Annotated in this window: 19 protein-coding genes; 9 read left to right on the forward strand and 10 right to left on the reverse strand. The window is 56.9% G+C overall.

Annotation, left to right across the window (positions count from 1 at the left end):
* The first annotated feature begins 36 nt into the window (after positions 1-36).
* Positions 37-378 carry an arsenate reductase (glutaredoxin) gene (gene arsC / locus NIM72_RS07200; RefSeq protein WP_222925140.1) on the forward strand — a complete coding sequence of 114 codons (342 nt, stop codon included), beginning with the start codon at positions 37-39 and terminating at the stop codon, positions 376-378.
* Here arsC and hda read toward each other — a convergent pair.
* From hda to upp, 3 genes are all read right to left on the reverse strand, one after another.
* Positions 375-1,076 carry a DnaA inactivator Hda gene (hda, locus tag NIM72_RS07205; protein ID WP_195719715.1) on the reverse strand — a complete coding sequence of 234 codons (702 nt, stop codon included), beginning with the start codon at positions 1,074-1,076 and terminating at the stop codon, positions 375-377. The genes arsC and hda overlap by 4 nt on opposite strands.
* A gap of 107 nt (positions 1,077-1,183) precedes the next feature.
* Positions 1,184-2,467 (reverse strand): uracil permease, encoded by a 1,284-nt coding sequence (uraA, locus tag NIM72_RS07210; RefSeq protein WP_161734378.1) that lies wholly within the window; start codon positions 2,465-2,467, stop codon positions 1,184-1,186.
* 144 nt (positions 2,468-2,611) lie between these two features.
* Positions 2,612-3,238, reverse strand: a complete 627-nt coding sequence (upp, locus tag NIM72_RS07215; RefSeq protein WP_009088774.1) for a uracil phosphoribosyltransferase — start codon at positions 3,236-3,238, stop codon at positions 2,612-2,614.
* A 230-nt stretch (positions 3,239-3,468) separates the two neighbouring features.
* Between upp and purM the strand changes: the two genes are divergently transcribed.
* Entirely contained in the window at positions 3,469-4,509 is a 1,041-nt protein-coding gene (gene purM, locus NIM72_RS07220) for a phosphoribosylformylglycinamidine cyclo-ligase (protein ID WP_222925139.1), read from the forward strand.
* Positions 4,506-5,144 carry a phosphoribosylglycinamide formyltransferase gene (purN, locus tag NIM72_RS07225; RefSeq protein ID WP_222925138.1) on the forward strand — a complete coding sequence of 213 codons (639 nt, stop codon included), beginning with the start codon at positions 4,506-4,508 and terminating at the stop codon, positions 5,142-5,144. Before purM ends, purN begins: the two co-directional genes overlap by 4 nt.
* A gap of 287 nt (positions 5,145-5,431) precedes the next feature.
* Here the strand turns inward: purN and pstB are convergent, their stop codons facing one another.
* Genes pstB through NIM72_RS07240 form a run of 3 tightly spaced genes read right to left on the reverse strand, consistent with a single transcriptional unit; the run spans position 5,432 to position 9,930 of the window.
* Positions 5,432-6,199, reverse strand: coding sequence for a phosphate ABC transporter ATP-binding protein PstB (gene pstB / locus NIM72_RS07230; RefSeq protein WP_161734312.1), 768 nt, complete (start codon positions 6,197-6,199; stop codon positions 5,432-5,434).
* A gap of 12 nt (positions 6,200-6,211) precedes the next feature.
* On the reverse strand, positions 6,212-7,846 hold the full coding sequence (pstA, locus tag NIM72_RS07235) for a phosphate ABC transporter permease PstA (RefSeq protein ID WP_253419621.1): 1,635 nt from the start codon (positions 7,844-7,846) through the stop codon (positions 6,212-6,214).
* Positions 7,843-9,930: an ABC transporter permease subunit gene (locus NIM72_RS07240; protein ID WP_161734316.1), complete on the reverse strand. Its 2,088-nt coding sequence runs from the start codon at positions 9,928-9,930 to the stop codon at positions 7,843-7,845. Before NIM72_RS07240 ends, pstA begins: the two co-directional genes overlap by 4 nt.
* A 150-nt stretch (positions 9,931-10,080) precedes the next feature.
* Here NIM72_RS07240 and ppk1 point away from each other — a divergent pair, with 150 nt between their 5' ends.
* From ppk1 to mgtE, 5 genes are all read left to right on the forward strand, one after another.
* Positions 10,081-12,141, forward strand: a complete 2,061-nt coding sequence (ppk1, locus tag NIM72_RS07245; RefSeq protein WP_161734318.1) for a polyphosphate kinase 1 — start codon at positions 10,081-10,083, stop codon at positions 12,139-12,141.
* Between the two features lie 5 nt (positions 12,142-12,146).
* Entirely contained in the window at positions 12,147-13,673 is a 1,527-nt protein-coding gene (ppx, locus tag NIM72_RS07250) for an exopolyphosphatase (protein WP_161734320.1), read from the forward strand.
* A gap of 41 nt (positions 13,674-13,714) precedes the next feature.
* Positions 13,715-14,329, forward strand: a complete 615-nt coding sequence (gene tehB / locus NIM72_RS07255; protein ID WP_253419623.1) for a tellurite resistance methyltransferase TehB — start codon at positions 13,715-13,717, stop codon at positions 14,327-14,329.
* Between the two features lie 101 nt (positions 14,330-14,430).
* A complete protein-coding gene (locus tag NIM72_RS07260; protein ID WP_013358709.1) occupies positions 14,431-14,616 on the forward strand; it encodes a YfgG family protein in 186 nt (61 codons plus the stop codon).
* A 133-nt stretch (positions 14,617-14,749) separates the two neighbouring features.
* Positions 14,750-16,183, forward strand: coding sequence for a magnesium transporter (gene mgtE / locus NIM72_RS07265; RefSeq protein ID WP_161734324.1), 1,434 nt, complete (start codon positions 14,750-14,752; stop codon positions 16,181-16,183).
* On the opposite strand, the gene NIM72_RS07270 is transcribed toward mgtE, so the two are convergent.
* Both NIM72_RS07270 and NIM72_RS07275 read right to left on the reverse strand, forming a co-directional pair.
* Complete coding sequence (locus NIM72_RS07270; RefSeq protein WP_161734326.1) at positions 16,184-16,681, reverse strand: AlpA family transcriptional regulator; 498 nt, start codon at positions 16,679-16,681, stop codon at positions 16,184-16,186.
* A 20-nt stretch (positions 16,682-16,701) separates the two neighbouring features.
* Positions 16,702-16,947, reverse strand: a complete 246-nt coding sequence (locus NIM72_RS07275) for a hypothetical protein (RefSeq protein ID WP_135907869.1) — start codon at positions 16,945-16,947, stop codon at positions 16,702-16,704.
* A 178-nt stretch (positions 16,948-17,125) separates the two neighbouring features.
* Between NIM72_RS07275 and NIM72_RS07280 the strand changes: the two genes are divergently transcribed.
* Positions 17,126-17,305 carry a hypothetical protein gene (locus tag NIM72_RS07280; RefSeq protein ID WP_022624131.1) on the forward strand — a complete coding sequence of 60 codons (180 nt, stop codon included), beginning with the start codon at positions 17,126-17,128 and terminating at the stop codon, positions 17,303-17,305.
* 30 nt (positions 17,306-17,335) lie between these two features.
* Here the strand turns inward: NIM72_RS07280 and NIM72_RS07285 are convergent, their stop codons facing one another.
* Together NIM72_RS07285 and guaA are read right to left on the reverse strand one after the other, a co-directional pair.
* Positions 17,336-18,109, reverse strand: a complete 774-nt coding sequence (locus NIM72_RS07285) for a DUF3750 domain-containing protein (protein ID WP_222925133.1) — start codon at positions 18,107-18,109, stop codon at positions 17,336-17,338.
* Between the two features lie 310 nt (positions 18,110-18,419).
* Positions 18,420-20,000, reverse strand: a complete 1,581-nt coding sequence (gene guaA / locus NIM72_RS07290) for a glutamine-hydrolyzing GMP synthase (protein WP_253419639.1) — start codon at positions 19,998-20,000, stop codon at positions 18,420-18,422.
* Positions 20,001-20,061: the final 61 nt, after the last annotated feature.

Raw genomic sequence — 20,061 nt, forward strand, 5'->3', positions numbered from 1 at the left:
GTTGCTGACATGCCAAAAATAAAAGGAGAGTCTGAAATGGTGACGATTTACCACAACCCGCGCTGCAGCAAGAGCCGCGAAACGCTGGCGCTGCTGAACGCGCGCGGGATTGAGCCGGAAGTGGTGCTCTATCTGCAGACGCCACCCGATCGCGAGACGCTGCAAATTCTGCTACAGAAACTGGGGATGCAGAGCGCACGAGAGTTGATGCGTACCAAAGAGGCGATCTACAGCGAGCTGGCACTTGGCGACAAAAACGAAAGTGCGCTGCTGAATGCGCTGGTGGGAAATCCGGTGCTGATTGAAAGACCGATTGTGATCAATGGCGATAAGGCGCGGATTGGACGTCCGCCAGAAGCGGTGCTCGACATTCTTTAAAGGCCGAGCGTCTCTTTAACGAAGGGAATCGTGAGCTTACGCTGTGCGCTGATCGAGGCGCGATCAAGCCGATCCAGCGTATCAAACAGCGTGCGCATTTCCCGATCCAGTCGCTTCAGCAGGAAGCGACCCACATCTTCCGGCAGCTCAAAACCACGTAACCCGGCACGCAGTTGCAGCGCCTGCAGTTTGTCTTCGTCGGAGAGCGGCTGCAGGCGATAGATCTGTCCCCAGTCCAGCCGCGAGGCGAGATCGGGCAGCTGCAGATTCAGCTGGCGTGGCGGACGATCGCCGGTAATAAACAGGCGCGTATTGCCGGTTTCCAGAATGCGGTTATAGAGATCGAAGATCGCCATCTCCCACTCCGGTTCGCCTGCAATGCACTCAATGTTATCGATGCAGACCAGTGACAGCTGCTCCATCCCTTCCAGTACTTCCGGAACAAACCAGGTGCGTTTATCCAGCGGAACGTAGCCGACCGCTTCGCTGCGCGCAGACATTTCAGCGCACGCGGCGTGCAGCAGATGGCTCCGCCCGCCGCCTTCGCGTGACCAGAAGTAGAGATAGCTGCCATGTTGTTGATTGAGAGCGCCTTTGAGTGCGGCAATCAGCGACGGGTTTTCCCCCGGCCAGAAGCTGGAAAAGGTTTCATCGTCGGGTAAATAGAGTGGCAATGACAATTGTGCCGGCGTGTTCAGAAGCACCTCAGCAAGAGAACAAGCAAAAAATCGGGGGAAGTCTAACACAGTTTTCAGAAAGAGATGAATGGGGCGTCCCTGCCCCGATCCTGTCAGGCGCGCTGCGATCAATGCTCGCGTGGTTCCTCAGCCTCCAGCACCACTTCTTCCGGACGTAACAGCGAGATCACACGGAAGATCAGCGCCAGGCCGACACCCACGATCGTCGCCAGTGCCATGCCTTTTAGCTCTGCTGCGCCGATATGCACCTTCGCTCCGCTGACGCCGATGATCAGGATCACCGAGGTCAGGATCAGGTTCTGCGCTTTGTTGTAATCGACTTTGGATTCGATCAACACGCGGATACCGGATGCGCCAATCACGCCATAGAGCAGCAGCGACACGCCGCCCATGACCGGAACCGGGATCGCCTGGATCACCGCCGCCAGTTTGCCGACGCAGGAGAGCAGAATCGCCAGAATCGCCGCGCCGCCAATCACCCAGGTGCTATAGACGCGGGTAATCGCCATCACCCCGATGTTTTCACCGTAGGTGGTATTTGGCGTCGAACCAAAGAAACCTGAAATAACGGTGGATAAGCCGTTGGCGAACATCGAACGATGCAGGCCAGGGTCGCGAATCAAATCTTTCTTCACGATGTTGGCGGTGACCACCAGATGACCGATATGCTCGGCAATCACGACCAGCGCCGCGGGCAGAATCGTCAGCATCGCCACCCACTCAAAGCGCGGTGTATAGAAGGTTGGCAGGGCAAACCAGGGGGCTTTGATCACGCCACTCCAGTCAACGATGCCCATAAAGGCAGAGAGCAGATACCCCGCCACGACGCCGACCAGAATCGGGATGATTGCCAGGAAACCGCGGAACAGCACTGAACCGAATACCGTTACCGCCAGCGTGACCAGCGAAATCAGCACGGTTTTGCTGTCGGGCGCACTGCCTTCAGCGGGCAGCAGGCCAGCCATATTGGCGGCGACACCCGCCAGCTCCAGACCAATGACGGCCACAATCGCGCCCATGGCCGCCGGGGGGAACATCACGTCGAGCCAGCCAGTACCCGCGCGTTTCACAATCAGCGCCACGAGACAGAACAGCACGCCGCACAGGATAAATCCGCCCAGCGCGACCTCATAACCCAGTGGCAACAGCAGCAGCACCGGCGAGATAAAGGCAAAACTGGAACCAAGATAGGCGGGAATTTTGCCTTTACAGATAAAGAGATAAATCAGTGTGCCGACGCCGTTAAACAACAGCACCGTCGCCGGGTTAATGTGGAACAGAATCGGCACCAGTACCGTGGCACCAAACATGGCAAACAGGTGTTGCAGGCTGAGTGGAATGGTTTGCAGTAACGGCGGCCGTTCACTGACGCCAATGGCGCGACGAGTCATCATTTATCCCCTTATGTTTTTTATCCCCGGGGTTTCGCGCCTCTGGCACAGCAGCAGTGATGCCGATGCGCCTTGCGGCAGACGGAATTCATTCGGGGAGTTTTTTTGCCAAAAAAAAGCCGACTCTCTGGTCGGCTGTGCGATTTATTTGGTTCCGAAAATCTTGTCCCCGGCATCGCCGAGCCCGGGAATGATGTAACCCTTTTCGTTCAGTCCCTGATCCACTGACGCGGTGTAAAGCTCGACGTCAGGATGCGCTTTCTCCAGGGCGGCAATCCCCTCTGGTGCGGCAACCAGAACCAGCACTTTGATGCTGGTGCAGCCCGCTTTCTTCAGCAGGTCGATGGTGGCGATCATAGAGCCACCGGTCGCCAGCATCGGGTCGACCACCAGCGCCAGGCGCTCTTCAATGTTAGAGACCAGCTTCTGGAAATAAGGAACCGGCTCCAGCGTCTCTTCATCACGGTAAACACCCACCACGCTGATACGGGCGCTGGGAACGTGTTCAAGCACCCCTTCCATCATGCCCAGGCCGGCACGCAGGATCGGAACCACCGTGATTTTTTTGCCTTTAATCTGATCGATCTCTACCGGGCCGTTCCAGCCCTCAATGGTGACGCGCTCTGTTTCCAGATCGGCGGTCGCTTCGTAGGTCAGCAGGCTGCCCACTTCAGAGGCCAGCTCGCGAAAACGCTTTGTACTGATATCATGCTCACGCATCAGGCCCAGTTTATGTTTGACCAGCGGGTGTCTGACTTCCACGATCTTCATTGGTGTTCTCCCGGAATGAGTTGAGCTAAAAAAAAATCGCGGGATTATACCGCCTTTTGCGCGCTGCGCCACCTGCTCTTGCGCAAAGCCACGGGTTTTACCGGGACAAATAGAGGATTAATGAAAATCGCCTGATGCGCAATGCCGGACTCGCAAACGTTTGCCTGCACTGATAGAATTGCCGCGCTTTATTTTAAACCACCAACCGCAACTCGCGTGGGGACCTCGCAGTGACCGACAAAACCTCTCTCAGTTACAAAGACGCCGGTGTTGATATTGATGCTGGTAACGCTCTGGTTGACCGTATTAAAGGCGTAGTGAAAAAGACGCGTCGCCCGGAAGTGATGGGTGGACTGGGCGGTTTTGGTGCGCTTTGCGCGCTGCCGCAAAAATACCGTGAACCCGTGCTGGTCTCCGGCACCGATGGCGTTGGCACCAAGCTGCGTCTGGCGATGGATCTTAAACGTCACGATGCCATTGGCGTTGACCTGGTCGCGATGTGCGTCAACGACCTGGTGGTTCAGGGCGCCGAGCCGCTCTTCTTTCTCGACTACTACGCCACTGGCAAACTGGATGTGGATACCGCCTCTGCGGTGATCACCGGCATCGCCGAAGGGTGTCTGCAGTCGGGTTGTGCGCTGGTAGGCGGTGAAACCGCTGAGATGCCAGGCATGTATCACGGCGAAGATTACGACGTGGCCGGTTTCTGTGTCGGCGTGGTGGAAAAGTCAGAAATTATCGATGGCAGTAAGGTGCAGGATGGCGACGTGCTGATCGCCCTCGGCTCCAGCGGCCCGCACTCTAACGGCTATTCGCTGGTGCGTAAGATTCTGGAAGTCAGCAATACCGATCCGCTGGCTGAACAGCTGGAAGGTAAACCGCTGGCCGATCATCTGCTGGAACCGACCCGCATCTACGTGAAAAATATCCTGAGCCTGATTGAGCAGGTCGATGTGCACGCTATCGCGCACCTGACCGGCGGTGGCTTCTGGGAGAATATTCCGCGCGTGCTGCCCGACAACACCCAGGCCGTGATCGACGAGAAGAGCTGGCAGTGGCCGGCGGTCTTCAGCTGGTTACAGCAGGCGGGCAACGTCAGCCGCTTCGAGATGTACCGCACCTTTAACTGCGGCGTGGGCATGATCATCGCACTGAGCCCGACAGATGCGGACAACGCGATTGCGCTGATGCAGGCCGCGGGCGAGAAAGCCTGGAAGCTCGGCGTGATTAAAGCGTCTGATGCAGAAGAGCGTGTGGTCATCAACGGATGAAGAAGCTGGTTGTACTGATTTCCGGTAACGGAAGTAACCTTCAGTCCATCCTTGACGCCTGTGAGAGCGGGCGGATTCACGGCAGTGTCGCTGCCGTGTTCAGCAACCGTGCCGCCGCTTATGGCCTGACGCGGGCGCAGGAGGCGGGGATCCCCGCCCACGCGCTTGCCGCCAGCGACTTCGCTGACCGCGAAGCTTTTGATCGTCAGCTCATCGCTGAAATCGAAGCCTACCGTCCGGATCTGATTGTGCTGGCGGGTTATATGCGCATTCTCAGCAGCGCATTTGTGGCGCATTTTCACGATCGACTGCTGAATATCCACCCTTCCCTGCTGCCGAAATATCCGGGTCTGCATACGCACCGTCAGGCACTGGAAAACGGCGACAGCGAACATGGCACCTCCGTGCATTTCGTCACTGACGAGCTGGATGGCGGTCCAGTGATCCTGCAGGCAAAAGTCCCGGTTTTTCCCGGCGACAGCGAAGCGGAGATTACGGAGCGGGTGCAGCATCAGGAGCATGCCATCTATCCGATGGTAATCGGCTGGTTTGTTGAGGGTCGTCTGGCGATGCGTGACGGCAAGGCCTGGCTGGATGGCGAACCGCTGCCGCCGCAGGGTTATGCTAACGATTGATGCACTGGAAGCCAGGGCTTCTTATGAAGTACTGGCAGAGTAAAGGCTCAGGAAGCCTATGCCCTCCGTAAAGACGCAAAAAATGCCATCCATGGCAGCTCAGCACGGGCGATTACGCACCTCATCCCTGAGGTGCGCCCGAAGCCGGCCCAACGTTTTGCGTTGTTCAAAAACGCACCCGGCGTTTTTGTCCATGGCCCGCGATGCTTTGCTACGGGCATAGGCTCCCATCGCTTTAAGCCTATGAGCCGTCTGACACAAAAACCTGCTCTGCTCCCGTTGCTGGCTCAGCCGTAACGCCCCGTAATGTAATCTTCGGTCCGTCGCTGCTTCGGCGCGGTGAAAATCCGGTCGGTCTCATCAAACTCCACTAACGCGCCCTGATGCATAAACGCGGTGTAATCTGACACGCGCGACGCCTGCTGCATGTTGTGCGTCACAAGCACCAGCGTGAAATGCTGCTTCAGTGTGGTCATCAACTCTTCAATCACCAGTGTAGAAATCGGATCCAGCGCGGAAGTCGGCTCATCCAGCAGCAGCACTTCCGGCTCAATCGCGATGGCGCGGGCAATCACCAGCCGCTGCTGCTGTCCGGTGGAGAGCGTCAGCGCATTCTGTGACAGCTGGTCTTTCACCTCACTCCACAGCGCGGCTGCGCGCAGCGCACGCTCACAGGCTTCGTTCAGTACCCGCCGATCGCGCACACCCTGTAAACGCAGCCCGTAGACCACATTTTCATAAATCGATTTTGGAAAAGGATTAGGCCGCTGAAACACCATGCCAACCCGGCGGCGCAGCGCGGAGAGATCCTGTTCGGGGCGCAGGATCGCCTGCGATCCCAGTAACACCTCACCCTCTACCCGGCAGTGGTCAATCACGTCGTTCATGCGATTAAAGCAGCGCAGCAGCGTCGACTTGCCACAGCCCGACGGGCCAATCAGCGCAGTAATCCTGTTTTTCGGCACCTGCAGAGAGATATCCTGCAGCGCCTGGCGCTCGCCATACCACAGCGACAGATGGTTAACGGTCAGCGCGATATCCGTGTCGGACGTCATAGTCATAGCCTGTTATTGAGTCATAAGACGATAGCGTTCACGCAGGCGGTGACGCAGGCCCATTGCCAGCAGATTAAGCGACAGAATAATCAGCACCAGCAGCAGCGCGGTGGCGAACACCAGCGGCCGGTCGGCTTCAATATTTGGACTCTGAAACGCCAGATCGTAAATCTGGAAGCCCAGATGCATGAACTTGCGATCCAGATGCAGATAAGGAAATACCGCGTCGACCGGCAGTTCCGGCACCATTTTCACCACGCCCACCAGCATCAGCGGCGCGGTTTCACCTGCTGCTCGCGCCACCGCCAGGATCAGGCCGGTGAGCATGGCCGGCACCGCCATCGGTAGCACCACGTTCCATAGCGTTTCCGCCTGGGTCGCGCCCAGCGCCAGCGAACCCTGCCGCAGGCTGTTGGGAATACGGGATAAGCCCTCTTCGGTCGCCACAATGACTACCGGCAGCGTCAGTAACGCCAGGGTCAGCGACGCCCAGAGTAAACCTGGCGTGCCGAAGGTGGGGTTGGGCAACGTGCTGGCAAAGAAGAGCTGATCAATCGTGCCGCCTGCCAGCCAGACAAAGAAGCCCAGACCAAATACCCCATAAACAATGGAAGGGACGCCGGCCAGATTGACCACCGCGATGCGTACCAGTCTGGTCAGCGCATTCCGTCCGGCATATTCATGCAGCCAGATAGCGGCGATAACGCCCAGCGGCATCACCACCACCGACATCAGCAGCACCATCAGCACGGTGCCGAAGATCGCCGGAAATGCGCCTGATTCACTTTCGCCCCCGGCGGGTGAATCACTGACGAAACGCCACAACTGATGCAGAAAATGCCCGGTTTTGCTGGTCAGCGTCATCGCGTTCGGCTTCCAGCTATCGACAATTTCGGTCAGCGGAATAGCATGTTCGTTGCCCTGCACATCCCGCAGGATTAACAGATCGCGCTGACTCTGCTGTTGCAGAGAAGCCAGTGTTTCACTCAGCTGATTAAAGCGCCGCTGCAACGCCGCCTGATTGGCCTGATATTCTGACTCTGCCTGCAGATCAAAGCGTCCGGCCGTCCGGTCTGTGGCCGCCTGCTCATCAAGCTCTTCGCGCTGGCTGTTAAGGCGCGCCATATCCACCCGGCGAATCTGGTTAGCCTGCCGCACCAGCATCTGCACCTGTCCAAGCCGCTGATGCAGTAGCGCATCGGGATCCTGCGCGGTCAGCTCTTCGTTATCTTCACGCAGGCCGACAAACCAGCCATAGGCCTGACCGTGGCTGCGCCGCTGCAGCACTATGACGTCCGGCGGCTGACTGACCTTCGCGGCCGCGCGGCTGTAGACCACGCGGAAATCGGGGGCGTCCCAGTCACGGTTACCGGTTTTAATCAGATAGCGATGCATTTGTCCGCCGTTGTTGCCCTGCTCATCGGCCGGAGCCGGGAAACGCCGCTGATGCTTCAGAGTTTCGCCCAGCAGGCGCGTTTCGCCACCTTCAGGCTGGCTGAAGGTATAGAGGTCCACACCCTGCGGCCAGAAAGCACGGACGCCCTGCCACGCCAGCAGCCCGATTAGCAGCGTAAAGGCCAGCAGGCAGACGGCGACAGCACCAGCCGTTAACCAGCGCCAGCGATCGTTCTGTCGCATCGCCTTCATGCCTGTTCCTCATGCTGGCTGTAGCGCTGACGCAGTCGCTGACGGATCAGCTCGGCAACCGTGTTAATCACCAGCGTAAACAGCAGCAGCATCAGGGCACTGAGAAACAGCACGCGATAGTGCGCACTGCCTGCTGCGGCTTCCGGCATCTCAATGGCGATATTGGCGGACAACGCGCGCAGGCCGCTGAACAGGCCACCTTCACTTTGCGGCGTGTTGCCGGTCGCCATCAGCAAAATCATGGTTTCTCCTACGGCACGTCCCAGACCGATCATCAGCGCGGCAAAAATCCCGGCGGAGGCACCCGGCAGTACGACGCGTGTCAGGGTTTGCCACGACGTTGCGCCCAGAGCCAGTGAACCCTGGCCCAGCGCCGCAGGTACGCTGAAGAGGGCATCTTCGGAGAGGGTGAAAATCAGCGGCACCAGCGCAAATCCCATCGCCAGCGCGGCCACCAGCAGGTTGCGCTGCTCGTAATGCGGCAGCCAGTCGCCCGCATCCGGTATAAACAGGGTGGGCAGCCACAGCGTCAATAGCGTAACCAGCAGCAACAGCGGCAGCAGAATCAGTACCTCACGCCCCGGCTGACGCCAGCGCGGCGGTAAACGCGCGCTGAATACGCCACATAACAGCAGCGCGCCTGCCAGCGTTACGGGCAGCAGCAGTACACCCACCAGCGCCTGACCAATATGCGGCGCGAGCCAGATTCCGGCAATCAGCCCCACCACTACGCTTGGCAGCGCGCCCATCATCTCGATGGCCGGTTTAACCCAGCGCCGCAGCCCCGGTGCCATAAACCACGCGGTGTACATCGCTGCGGCCAGCGCCAGCGGCGTGGCAAACAGCAGCGCTAAACTGGCCGCTTTCAGCGTTCCCATCACCATTGGCATCAGGCTGAACTTAGCCTGATAGCTGTCACCGGCGGCGGTGGATTGCCAGACCCAATCGGGTTCGGGATAGTTTTCATACCAGATTTTCTGCCAGAAATTGCGCCAGGTGACGTCCGGCCACGGATTATCAAGCCGCAGGGTCTGCCAGCTTCCCGCCCGCTCAATCAGCAGGCTGTCGCCACGTGGCGAAAACTGCGCCTGCACAATGCCAGGTTCCAGCTGACGCTGCAGTATCGGGCCGTTTTGCTTGCTGGCAAAGAGCCGCAGCATCCCCTGCTTACTGAGTGTGGCAAACACGCGACGCTGTGATTCTGTCACCAGAATCGTCTCGCCGTCGCTGTCGGCAAAGGTCCGGATACGCTGCAGGCGCGGCCCCTGGTCGCTGGCGATACCAAACCATTGGGTGACGCCACTGCGATCCTGAATCAGCAGGCTTTTGCCACCCACCAGCAGATGCAGACTTTGTGGGGGCTGCGACAGAGTATGCGTTTCGCGCAGCAGGGCATGGTCATCATCGAGCTGCCAGACCCGCAGCAGCGTGCCTTCGGTGGTGTAGAGCAGATCGCCGGACGGCGAGAGCGCCAGCAGATCCAGCTGGCGTTGCGGCAGCGGGATAACCGACGCCTGACGATCGGTGCCGAGCGTCAGCACCCGCAGGCCGGCCTCAGTGAGAGCAGCGATGCGCCACTGACCCGCATGACGCGTCGCCAGCGCCATCTTTGTCACGGCACCGTCGGGCAGATGAAAGGGTTTGTCGCCTAGCGGGAAGCGCCACTGCTGGTCAGTCGCAGGCTGCATCAGCGTCAGCGCGCCCTGCATATTCAGTAGCAGCGTCTGCCCATCAGCACTCTGCACCACCTCATCGGGCGCCGGGGTCAGCGCCAGCGCCGGCTCCGCAGGCTGACCATCCAGTGGAATAAAACGTGCTGCACCGTGCGCGCTGATACGCCAGCCGATATTGCCCTGATTGCCTATCGCTAAGGCGGGCGTACGATCCCAGAGTTGCTGGCTGGCCGCGATCTGCAGGCCCGGCGCATTAAACAGCGGTAATACCACGCCAATCAGCCAGCAGAACAGCAGCAGCATCAGCAGCAGGATCGCGACGCCACAGCAGGTGATCAGCCGCCGCGTCAGACGATCAACGGCACGACGCTTGCGATCGCTGAACTGGACAGGAATGTGGTTTGCGCTCATGCGGTTCCGGTAGCAGGCCAAAATAAGCCGCTATGTTGCCCGTAGCCGATTGATAAGACAACTCCTTGCGTTGGACAACGCTGCCATACTCTCGCCATAATGTTGATGGATACTGGATCTTCAGTCCTGCAACCGCTAAATGGAGTGAGAATGGGTCAGGTAAAGCTTTATATTGAAAAAGAATTAAGCTGGTTATCCTTTAATGAACGGGTTTTGCAGGAAGCAGCAGACAAAAGCAATCCACTGATTGAGCGGATGCGCTTTCTGGGCATCTACTCCAACAATCTCGACGAATTCTATAAAGTGCGTTTCGCCGACCTCAAACGCCGCATTCTGATTGGTGAAGAGCAGGGTTCTGCCAGTACGCCACGCCATCTTTTTAAAAAAATTCAGCAGCGCGTAATGAAGTCCGATCAGGAGTTTGATGCGCTTTATAACGATCTGCTGCTGGAAATGGCTCGCAACCAGATCTTCCTGATCAACGAACGTCAGCTCTCATCCAATCAGCAGGCGTGGCTGCGTCACTACTTCAAGCATGAGTTGCGCCAGCATATCTCCCCGATTCTGATCACCCAGGAAACGGATCTGACCGAATTCCTTAAAGATGACTACACCTATCTGGCGGTTGAGATCATTCGCGGTGACAATATTCAGTATGCGCTGCTGGAGATCCCGTCCGATAAAGTGCCGCGCTTCATCAATTTACCGGCAGAGCCACCGCGCCGCCGTAAACCGATGATCCTGCTGGATAACATTCTGCGTTACTGCCTGGATGACATTTTTAAAGGCTTCTATGACTTCGACGCGCTCAACGCCTATTCAATGAAAATGACGCGCGACGCCGAGTACGATCTGGTCACGGAGATGGAGTCGAGCCTGCTGGAGCTGATGTCCTCCAGCCTGAAGCAGCGACTGACGGCGGAACCAGTGCGTTTTGTCTATCAGCGCGATATGCCCGACACGATGGTGTCGCTGCTGTGCCACAAGCTTTCCATCTCTAACCTGGACTCCATCCTGCCAGGCGGCCGCTACCACAACTTCAAAGACTTTATCGGCTTCCCGAACGTCGGCAAAAATAACCTGGTGAACCGCCCGCTGCCGCAGATTCGCCACATCGGTTTTGATGGCTTCCGCAACGGCTTCGATGCGATTCGCGACCGCGACGTGCTGCTCTACTATCCGTACCACACCTTTGAGCACGTGCTGGAACTGCTGCGTCAGGCGTCATTTGACCCCAGCGTGCTGGCGATCAAAATCAACATCTACCGCGTCGCGAAACACTCGCGCATCATGGATGCGATGATCCATGCCGCCTATAACGGTAAAAAAGTCACGGTGGTCGTTGAGCTGCAGGCACGCTTCGATGAAGAAGCCAACATCTATTGGGCGAAACGCCTGACCGAAGCGGGCGTGCATGTGATTTTCTCTGCACCTGGCCTGAAGATCCACGCCAAGCTGTTCCTGATCTCACGCCGCGAAGGCGAAGAGATTGTGCGCTACGCGCATATCGGCACCGGCAACTTTAACGAGAAGACCGCGCGGCTTTATACCGACTACTCACTGCTGACCGCGGATGCGCGCATCACCAATGAAGTACGTCGGGTGTTCAACTTTATTGAGAATCCTTATCGGCCCGTGACGTTCGATCACCTGATGGTGTCGCCACAGAACTCGCGCCGGATGCTGTATGAACTGATCGACACCGAAATTGCCAATGCACAGCAGAATAAGCCCTGCGGTATTACTCTGAAAATCAACAATCTGGTAGACAAAGGTCTGGTAGATCGGCTTTATACAGCCTCCAGCGTAGGGGTGAAGGTCAATCTTCTGGTGCGCGGAATGTGCTCATTAATCCCGGACCTGCCTGGGATCAGTGAAAATATTCGTGTCATCAGTATTGTTGACCGTTATCTGGAACACGATCGCGTCTATATTTTTGAGAATGGCGGCGATAAGAAGGTGTTCCTCTCCTCCGCTGACTGGATGACACGTAACATTGATTACCGCATCGAAGTGGCCGTGGCGATTCTCGATCCCCACATCCGGCAGCGCATACTCGACATTATTGCTATTCAGTTAAGTGATACGGTGAAAGCCCGCATCGTCGATAAAGAGTTGAGTAACCATTACGTCCAGCGTGGCAATCGCCGTAAAGTGCGCTCGCAGCTGGCCATCTATGATTACATCAAGAAACTGGAACAACCTGAATAAATCCTATGCCAATTTCTCATAAAAGCACGCCAAAACCCCAGGAGTTTGCGGCAATTGACCTGGGCTCGAACAGTTTCCATATGGTGATTGCGCGGGTTGTCGATGGTGCGATGCAGGTACTGGGCCGCCTTAAACAGCGCGTCCATCTGGCTGACGGGCTGGATGCTCAACATAACCTCAGCGAAGAGGCGATGGAGCGCGGCTTAGCCTGTCTGGCGCTGTTTGCCGAGCGCCTGCAGGGCTTCAGCCCCAGCAACGTGACGATTGTCGGCACCCATACGCTGCGCGAGGCGGTTAACGCCGAAACCTTCCTGCAGCGTGCGGCTGAAGTGATCCCCTATCCGATCGAAGTGATTTCAGGTCATGAAGAGGCGCGTCTGATCTTTATGGGTGTTGAGCACACGCAGCCAGAGAAAGGTCGCAAGCTGGTGATCGACATCGGCGGCGGCTCTACCGAGCTGGTGATTGGCGAGGATTTTGAACCGCAACTGGTTGAGAGCCGGCGCATGGGATGCGTCAGTTTCGCCCAGCTCTATTTCCCGAAAGGCGAAATCAGCCGTGAAAACTTCCGTCGCGCCCGCTTAGCGGCGGCGCAGAAGCTGGAAACGCTGGCGTGGCAATATCGTCTGCATGGCTGGCAATATGCGCTGGGTGCGTCCGGCACCATCAAGGCCGCCTGCGAAGTGCTGCAGGCAATGGATGAGAAAGAGAAGCTGATTACGCCTGAGCGCCTCGAAAAGCTCTATGACGAGGTGATGAAACATAAATCCTTTGCGGCCCTCAGCCTGCCGGGCCTGTCAGAAGAGCGCAAAGGCGTGTTTGTACCCGGACTGGCGATTCTGTGTGGCGTCTTTGATGCGCTGGCGATTCGCGAGCTGCGTCTTTCTGATGGTGCGCTGCGTGAAGGCGTGCTCTATGAGATGGAGGGCCGTTTCCGCCATCAGGATATTCGCAGCCGTACAGCACAAAGTCTGGCGAATCATTACGCCATCGACAGCGATCAGGCGCGCCGCGTGCTGGATACCACCGAGCAGCTTTATCTGCAGTGGCGCGAGCAGAACCCGAAACTGGCCAATCCGCAGCTGGCAGCCCTGCTGAAGTGGGCGGCGATGCTGCACGAAGTGGGTCTGACAATTAATCACAGCGCCCTGCAACGTCATTCCGCCTACATTTTGCAAAATACCAACCTGCCTGGCTTCAATCAGGATCAGCAGATGCTGCTGGCGGCGCTGGTCAGATTCCACCGCAAAGCAGTGAAGCTCGACGAGTTGCCGCGCGTGACGCTGTTTAAGAAAAAGCAGTTTGTGCCGCTGATTTTCCTGCTGCGCCTGGGTACTCTGCTGAATAATCAGCGTCAGGCTACTACGCGTCCGGATGCGTTAACCCTGAAATGCGATGACGGCCACTGGACGCTGATTTTCCCGGCGGGCTACTTCACCCAGAACAACCTGGTTCAGCTCGATCTGGAACGTGAGCAGGTTTACTGGAACGACGTAACAGGATGGAAGCTGATCCTCGAAGAAGAAGCCTGACAACCCGGGCGCCTTGCGCCCGTTTAACTGAATTGATGAATATGACACAACCAACTGCACCCCTTTCAGGCGAAAACTATTTTGCCGAAACCTATGGTTTAACGCCGCCCCACTCCGAAGTGGTTGCGGCGCTGCCCCAGCTCAACGTCGGCAAGGCGCTTGATCTGGGCTGTGGCGTGGGACGCAATACGCTGTTTCTGAACCAGCACGGCTTTGACGTCACGGCATGGGACCATAATCCGCAAAGCCTGGCGCGCCTGCAGGAAATTATTGCGCAGGAAAATTTCAGCGGCATTCATACCGAGCAGCGCGACCTGAACAACACGCGCTTTAACGGCGGCTTCAACTTTGTGCTGTCGACCGTGGTGATGATGTTCCTGCAGCCGCAGACCATTCCACAGCTGATTGCCGACATGCAGGCCTGTACGGTCAGGGAGGGTTACAACCTGATTGTGGCAGCGATGAACACGGAAGATATGCCCTGCCCGGCTGATTTCGCTTTTGCTTTTAAGTCGGGCGAGTTGAGCCACTATTACCGCAACTGGCACATCGTGAAGTACAATGAACATCCCGGTCAGCTGCATCGCAAAGATGAAAATGGCAACCGCATTACCTGCCGCTTTGCGACGCTGCTGGCGCAAAAAGCGAGTTACTGATCTTTATCTGCTGTTTTTTTCAACAGCGATTGATTTCATCAGGCGACTGTGACTAAATATTGCAGTCGCCCCTGATGGGGTCATTACAGGAACCACCCCGCGTGAACAGCGCTATTTCTCCCCGAAGACGTCAAAAAACCGGCACCATGACCCGCATTGTGCTGTTGATCAGTTTTATCATTCTCTTTAGTCGCCTGATATTTATCCTGCCCGCTGCCTTCGAGCATCACCAGCAACAGAAAGCGATTCCTGAACCCGTTACCGTCACATCAGGTGATACGCGCTAACAAATACTGATTTTTCGCCTGAAAGACGCCTTAAAAGTAAATGTTATCCAGACAACTGGACTCTTTTTTGCATCCCTTTTTCAGGCGAAACGCTACACTTCGTGCTGGTGCTTTCAGACTAAAGGGATCCAATGTGTCTGCCTCTCACTCTCAACGTTTAAGTGAAATACGTCATCGCATTCTGACGCTGCTGCTCAACGAGCACGATCTGGTTGATTCTCTGCTGGCGAAATCCGGCGATCTCAATCCTGAACAGCAACGTGAAAATGCGGCCCAGCGTGATGCGCTGGAACAGGACATTCTGCAACTGCATGCCGCTGACCTCGCGGATATTCTCGAAGCCCTGCCCGAAGAGGAGCGTCAGGCGCTATGGCGGCTGGTGCCGAATGAGCGGCGCGGACACGTACTGGTCGAAGCCTCTGAAACGGTCTGGGCCAGCCTCACCGAGGAGATGAGCGATCGCGATATTCTGCGTGCTATCCAGCCGCTGGATATCGACGACCAGGTCTGGCTGGCGCGTTATCTGCCGCGTGACCTGACCGGACGTCTGCTGGCGACCGTGGAGCCTGCTCTGCGCGCCCGCATGCTCGATATGGTACAGCTCGATCGCGATCGCGTGGGCCGGGTGATGGATTTCAATATTCTGACGGTGCGCGACGATGTCACGCTGGCAACGGTACAGCGTTTTCTGCGTAAGCGTAAAGACATGCCAAACGGCACGGATAAGCTGTTTATCACCAATAAAGACAACCAGCTGCTGGGCGAGCTGATGCTGACGGATATCCTGCTTAACAAACCTAAAACCCTGGTCAGCGACGTCATGAACGCGCGCCCGACCACCTTCCAGCTCAACGATAAGGCCGAAGATGCCGCCAGTGCCTTTGAGCGTTATAACCTGATCTCTGCCGCCGTCACTGACGCAAAAGGCAAACTGATTGGCCGTGTGACCATTGAAGACATCATCGACCTGGTGAATGCCGAAAACGAAAGCAACATCCGTAAAATGGGCGGTATCAGTCAGGAAGAGGATGTTTTCGCGCCGGTGCGTAAATCGGTGCGTAAACGCTGGGCCTGGCTGGCGATTAATCTCTGTACCGCCTTTGTCGCCTCGCGGGTCATCGGACTGTTTGAAGGAACGATTTCACAGATCGTCGCCCTCGCCACCCTGATGCCGATTGTCGCGGGTATCGGTGGCAACACCGGTAATCAGACCATTACCATGATTGTGCGGGCGCTGGCCTTACATCAGGTTGAACCGGGCAACTTTTCGTTTTTGATCGTCCGCGAGCTTGGCGTGGCGCTGATCAACGGCCTGTTCTGGGGCGGCATCATGGGCGGCATCACCTGGCTGATGTATGACAATATGGCGCTGGGCGGCGTTATGATGCTGGCCATGGCGCTTAATCTGCTGCTGGCCGCGCTGATGGGCGTGCTGGTGCCGCTGGTCATGACTAAAATGAATCGCGATCCCGCCGTTGGCTCCAGCGTATTGATCACCGCCCTTACCGATACCGGCGGCTTCTTTATCTTCCTGGGACTGGCAACGATCTTCCTGCTGCCGCACTGATCAGGTGTGAAGGCCGTAACGTTGCAGCGATCCATTAAGATTGCGCTGCCGCGTTACCTGCGCCAGCTCACGGGTGGCCGCAGGCAGCGCATAATTGCCGCGCTGGCTCAGCCACTCCAGTACATCCGACAGGTGCCAGATGGCAGTTTTACCGTCATGCACCGGCAGCGGAAACGGCGGGCGGTGGCTAAGCATCAGTTTGCGCATATTCTGTCGCGTCATGCCGATGATCTCCGCCACGTCTGTCAGGCCCACAAAATCGGGTGCCGCTTCCACCAGTGTGGCACCCGGTATCGCGCGCAGTACATCCTCTTCCGCCTGCTTTAATACGTCCGTTGCAGAGTCAGACTCCCGGCTGAACTCAAATGCTATTCGCCCTGGCATCCCCAGGCCGATCAGCGCATCATCACAGCCTGCTGCTGCCAGCGTTTCAAGCAGTTCATCCACCGGCGCATGCCCTTCCGGCAGGCTGAACCGCAGCGTAAAACAATATTCCATATGCCTCTCCTTGTGCTGTGTCAGGACTTCAGATAATGACAGTTATCGACCACGCGCCGCAGCGCACGGGCATGTTGATGTACATTTTTCGGTGTGCTCCAGATACAGGTCAGACAGAACTCCCCGCATCGGCACATCAACAGATTTTTTGGACAGTACATTTTGCCCCAGGCATGATGGCCTCCGGTAACCACCAGCCAGCCGTGGGATTCAGCGTAACGTAACGCCATCTCTATCTCTTTACTGGGATGCCGCTTCCTTGCCATATTTGCCCCCCTATGCTGACGCCGAATATGTGAGTTGTCAACTGACAACTCAATGAATATTTCTTAACGCGGTTCAGCATGCGGAGACTTTTTCTCGCAGTAAAACAGTCAGGGTATAAACTGGAAAACGTCACGCAAAAAACGATCGGCAGCAGTAACGATAATTAATGGAGGCAATATGTTTAAAGCAGAGGATTTTGTTCAGTCCAAAACCGGCGGCCCTAAAATGCAGGTGCTGCGCGTGGAAGGCGACACCCTGTGGTGCGCGCGCGTTGATGATGCAGCGAAGAAAGAGATCGAAGTAAAGGCAGAGAGCGTCAACCTCTATCACGAAGAGGGTGACTTTGGCGTGTGCTGAGGCAAAACGGCCCCTGACGGGGCCATATTGTCAGGGCTTATCCTGCTGAAGATTGTCGTTGCCCAGACCGCCAATAAACGGCAGCCGCAGCCGGAACGGCGAAAAATCGAGTCCCATGTTCAGACCCAGCAGGTTCATTTCAAATCCCTCTTCTGCACCCAGTGTCACGCCCGCCACGCCCAGAATCGACACCTGCACACCGCGCCCGGATGGCGGCAGCCCGACAGGACGCCACAGTGGCCGGTAATCTTTGCCCAGCGCATTGGCGGGGAGATCAAGCCTCAGGGCTGGCACTTCGCGGCCAATGTGCGCCAGGAAAGTATTGCTGTTCGGTCCTGGCCAGGCACGGTAGGTTGTCGGCCACGGATACGAGTTAATGGCGGCTTCTATCTGCGGGATCATCGCTTCGGCTTCCGGTCCGCGATGTTCCACCAGCAGCCGCGGTTTTGCGCCATACCAGTAGCCATCTGGCAGGTTGGTGTTACGGCGAACCTTATCGCCGCTGCCCCAGCTAATCACTTCATAACGCGTGTAGCGCGTTTCACCCGCACGTTTAAAAATGATCCAGGGATGCACCGCCACCCGCCCTTTCCAGCCATAGGTCGGCGCAGCGTAGACCTGGACGATAGCCAGGCTATATAAAGCGCGCGGATCGGGCGCTATGCCAGCCGAATCGCGCCGGGCAGTCGCCCAGCCACCTGGCTCTGAACTTTCGCCGTGACGCGCTGCCTGCGCAATGCTGGCTCCGAGCGATAACAGCAGTACGGCAACAAAAAACAGGCTGAACACTTTCAGTGAGAGCATGACAACATTCCTGGTGACGTAAAAATCACGAAACGCCTGATCAGCAGGCGGTTTCAGTAAGCGGTGGCGTTGGGATACAGACAATCGGTGAAAGCGGCGGATAAAAGCGGGACACCAATGACGTCAGTTGCGGGCTTTTACTGCATGGAGGATAGCGTAATTTCCGGCAAAGTGAACAGGAAAACACCAGCGATGGGTGTGGATGTGGTGAAAGGTTAAAACAGCGAGTCTGCGCACGGTCAGAGCAATAAAAAAAGCCCGCTGGGGAGCGGGCTTCAGAATTATCAGAGATTACCTGGCTGAGGCCTGGTTATTCCCACTCAATCGTCGCCGGTGGCTTACCGCTGATGTCATACACCACGCGGGAGATGCCGTCGACTTCATTGATGATGCGGTTAGAGACACGGCCAAGGAAATCATATGGCAGGTGCGCCCAGTGTGCGGTCATAAAGTCGATGGTTTCCACCGCACGCAGCGAGACAACCCAGTCATACTTACGGCCATCACCCATCACGCCGACCGAACGAACCGGCAGGAAAACGGTGAACGCCTGGCTGACTTTGTTGTAGAGATCCGCTTTGTGCAGCTCTTCAATGAAGATAGCATCGGCACGACGCAGCAGGTCGCAATACTCTTTCTTCACTTGGCCCAACACGCGCACACCCAGACCCGGACCCGGGAACGGATGGCGGTAGAGCATATCGTACGGCAGGCCCAGCTCCAGACCAATTTTGCGCACTTCGTCTTTGAACAGCTCTTTCAGCGGCTCAACCAGGCCCATCTTCATCTCTTTCGGCAGGCCACCGACGTTGTGGTGCGATTTGATCACGTGCGCTTTACCGGTGGCTGAGGCCGCCGATTCAATCACGTCCGGATAGATGGTGCCCTGCGCCAGCCACTTCACGTCCTGCAGCTTAAGCGCTTCTTCGTCGAACACTTCCACAAAGACGCGACCAATGGTTTTACGCTTGGCTTCAGGCTCATCGATACCCGCCAGCGCATCCAGAAAACGCATTTCAGCCGGTACATGGATAATGTTGAGCCCGAAATGGTCGCCAAACATATCCATCACCTGCTGTGCTTCGTTCAGACGCAGCAGACCGTTATCCACAAACACGCAGGTCAGACGATCACCAATAGCGCGATGCAGCAGCATCGCCGTGACAGAGGAGTCCACACCACCTGACAGACCGAGGATTACTTTGTCGTTACCCACCTGCTCACGCAGGCGCTCAACGGCATCTTCGATAATTTTGGCAGGCGTCCACAGGGCTTCACATTCACAGATGTCGATGATGAAGCGCTCGAGCATCCGCAGACCCTGGCGGGTGTGAGTCACTTCCGGATGGAACTGCACGCCGTAGAAACGCTTCTCTTCGTTGGCCATGATGGCGAACGGACAGGTTTCTGTGCTGGCCACGGTGACGAAGTCAGCCGGGATCGCCGTGACTTTGTCACCGTGGCTCATCCAGACATCCAGCAGCGGTTTACCGGCGGCGCTGATCGCATCTTCAATGTCGCGAACCAACGCACTTGGTGTGGTGACTTCGACCTGCGCATAACCGAATTCGCGCTCGTTTGAGCCAGCAACGGTGCCGCCCAGTTGCATCGCCATGGTCTGCATACCGTAGCAGACGCCCAGCACCGGCACGCCAGCGCTGAAGACATAGTCAGGTGCGCGCGGGCTGTTCAGTTCGGTGGTGCTTTCCGGGCCGCCTGAAAGGATGATACCGCTTGGATTGAACTGGCGGATCTGCTCTTCGGTGACATCCCATGCCCAGAGTTCACAGTAAACGCCAAGCTCGCGCACGCGGCGGGCAACCAGCTGAGTATATTGTGAGCCGAAATCGAGAATCAGAATGCGGTGCTTATGGATATTTTCCGTCGTCATTGAGGGGTTTCCAGAACGGTGACTTGATCAATAAAAGCGCCCGGCATGAGCCGGGCGGGAA

It is taken from the genome of Pantoea sp. B550 (assembly GCF_024158165.1).
In the GTDB taxonomy this organism is placed as follows: Bacteria; Pseudomonadota; Gammaproteobacteria; order Enterobacterales; family Enterobacteriaceae; genus Pantoea; species Pantoea alfalfae.

Bases quoted from the DNA above. Each gene is read 5' to 3' on its own strand.
- arsC (WP_222925140.1), top strand. From the start codon at position 37: ATGGTGACGATTTACCACAACCCGCGCTGCAGCAAGAGCCGCGAAACG.
- uraA (WP_161734378.1), bottom strand. From the start codon at position 2,467: ATGACTCGTCGCGCCATTGGCGTCAGTGAACGGCCGCCGTTACTGCAA.
- upp (WP_009088774.1), bottom strand. From the start codon at position 3,238: ATGAAGATCGTGGAAGTCAGACACCCGCTGGTCAAACATAAACTGGGC.
- purN (WP_222925138.1), top strand. From the start codon at position 4,506: ATGAAGAAGCTGGTTGTACTGATTTCCGGTAACGGAAGTAACCTTCAG.
- pstB (WP_161734312.1), bottom strand. From the start codon at position 6,199: ATGACGTCCGACACGGATATCGCGCTGACCGTTAACCATCTGTCGCTG.
- pstA (WP_253419621.1), bottom strand. From the start codon at position 7,846: ATGAAGGCGATGCGACAGAACGATCGCTGGCGCTGGTTAACGGCTGGT.
- NIM72_RS07240 (WP_161734316.1), bottom strand. From the start codon at position 9,930: ATGAGCGCAAACCACATTCCTGTCCAGTTCAGCGATCGCAAGCGTCGT.
- ppk1 (WP_161734318.1), top strand. From the start codon at position 10,081: ATGGGTCAGGTAAAGCTTTATATTGAAAAAGAATTAAGCTGGTTATCC.
- ppx (WP_161734320.1), top strand. From the start codon at position 12,147: ATGCCAATTTCTCATAAAAGCACGCCAAAACCCCAGGAGTTTGCGGCA.
- tehB (WP_253419623.1), top strand. From the start codon at position 13,715: ATGACACAACCAACTGCACCCCTTTCAGGCGAAAACTATTTTGCCGAA.
- NIM72_RS07270 (WP_161734326.1), bottom strand. From the start codon at position 16,681: ATGGAATATTGTTTTACGCTGCGGTTCAGCCTGCCGGAAGGGCATGCG.
- NIM72_RS07275 (WP_135907869.1), bottom strand. From the start codon at position 16,947: ATGGCAAGGAAGCGGCATCCCAGTAAAGAGATAGAGATGGCGTTACGT.
- NIM72_RS07280 (WP_022624131.1), top strand. From the start codon at position 17,126: ATGTTTAAAGCAGAGGATTTTGTTCAGTCCAAAACCGGCGGCCCTAAA.
- NIM72_RS07285 (WP_222925133.1), bottom strand. From the start codon at position 18,109: ATGCTCTCACTGAAAGTGTTCAGCCTGTTTTTTGTTGCCGTACTGCTG.
- guaA (WP_253419639.1), bottom strand. From the start codon at position 20,000: ATGACGACGGAAAATATCCATAAGCACCGCATTCTGATTCTCGATTTC.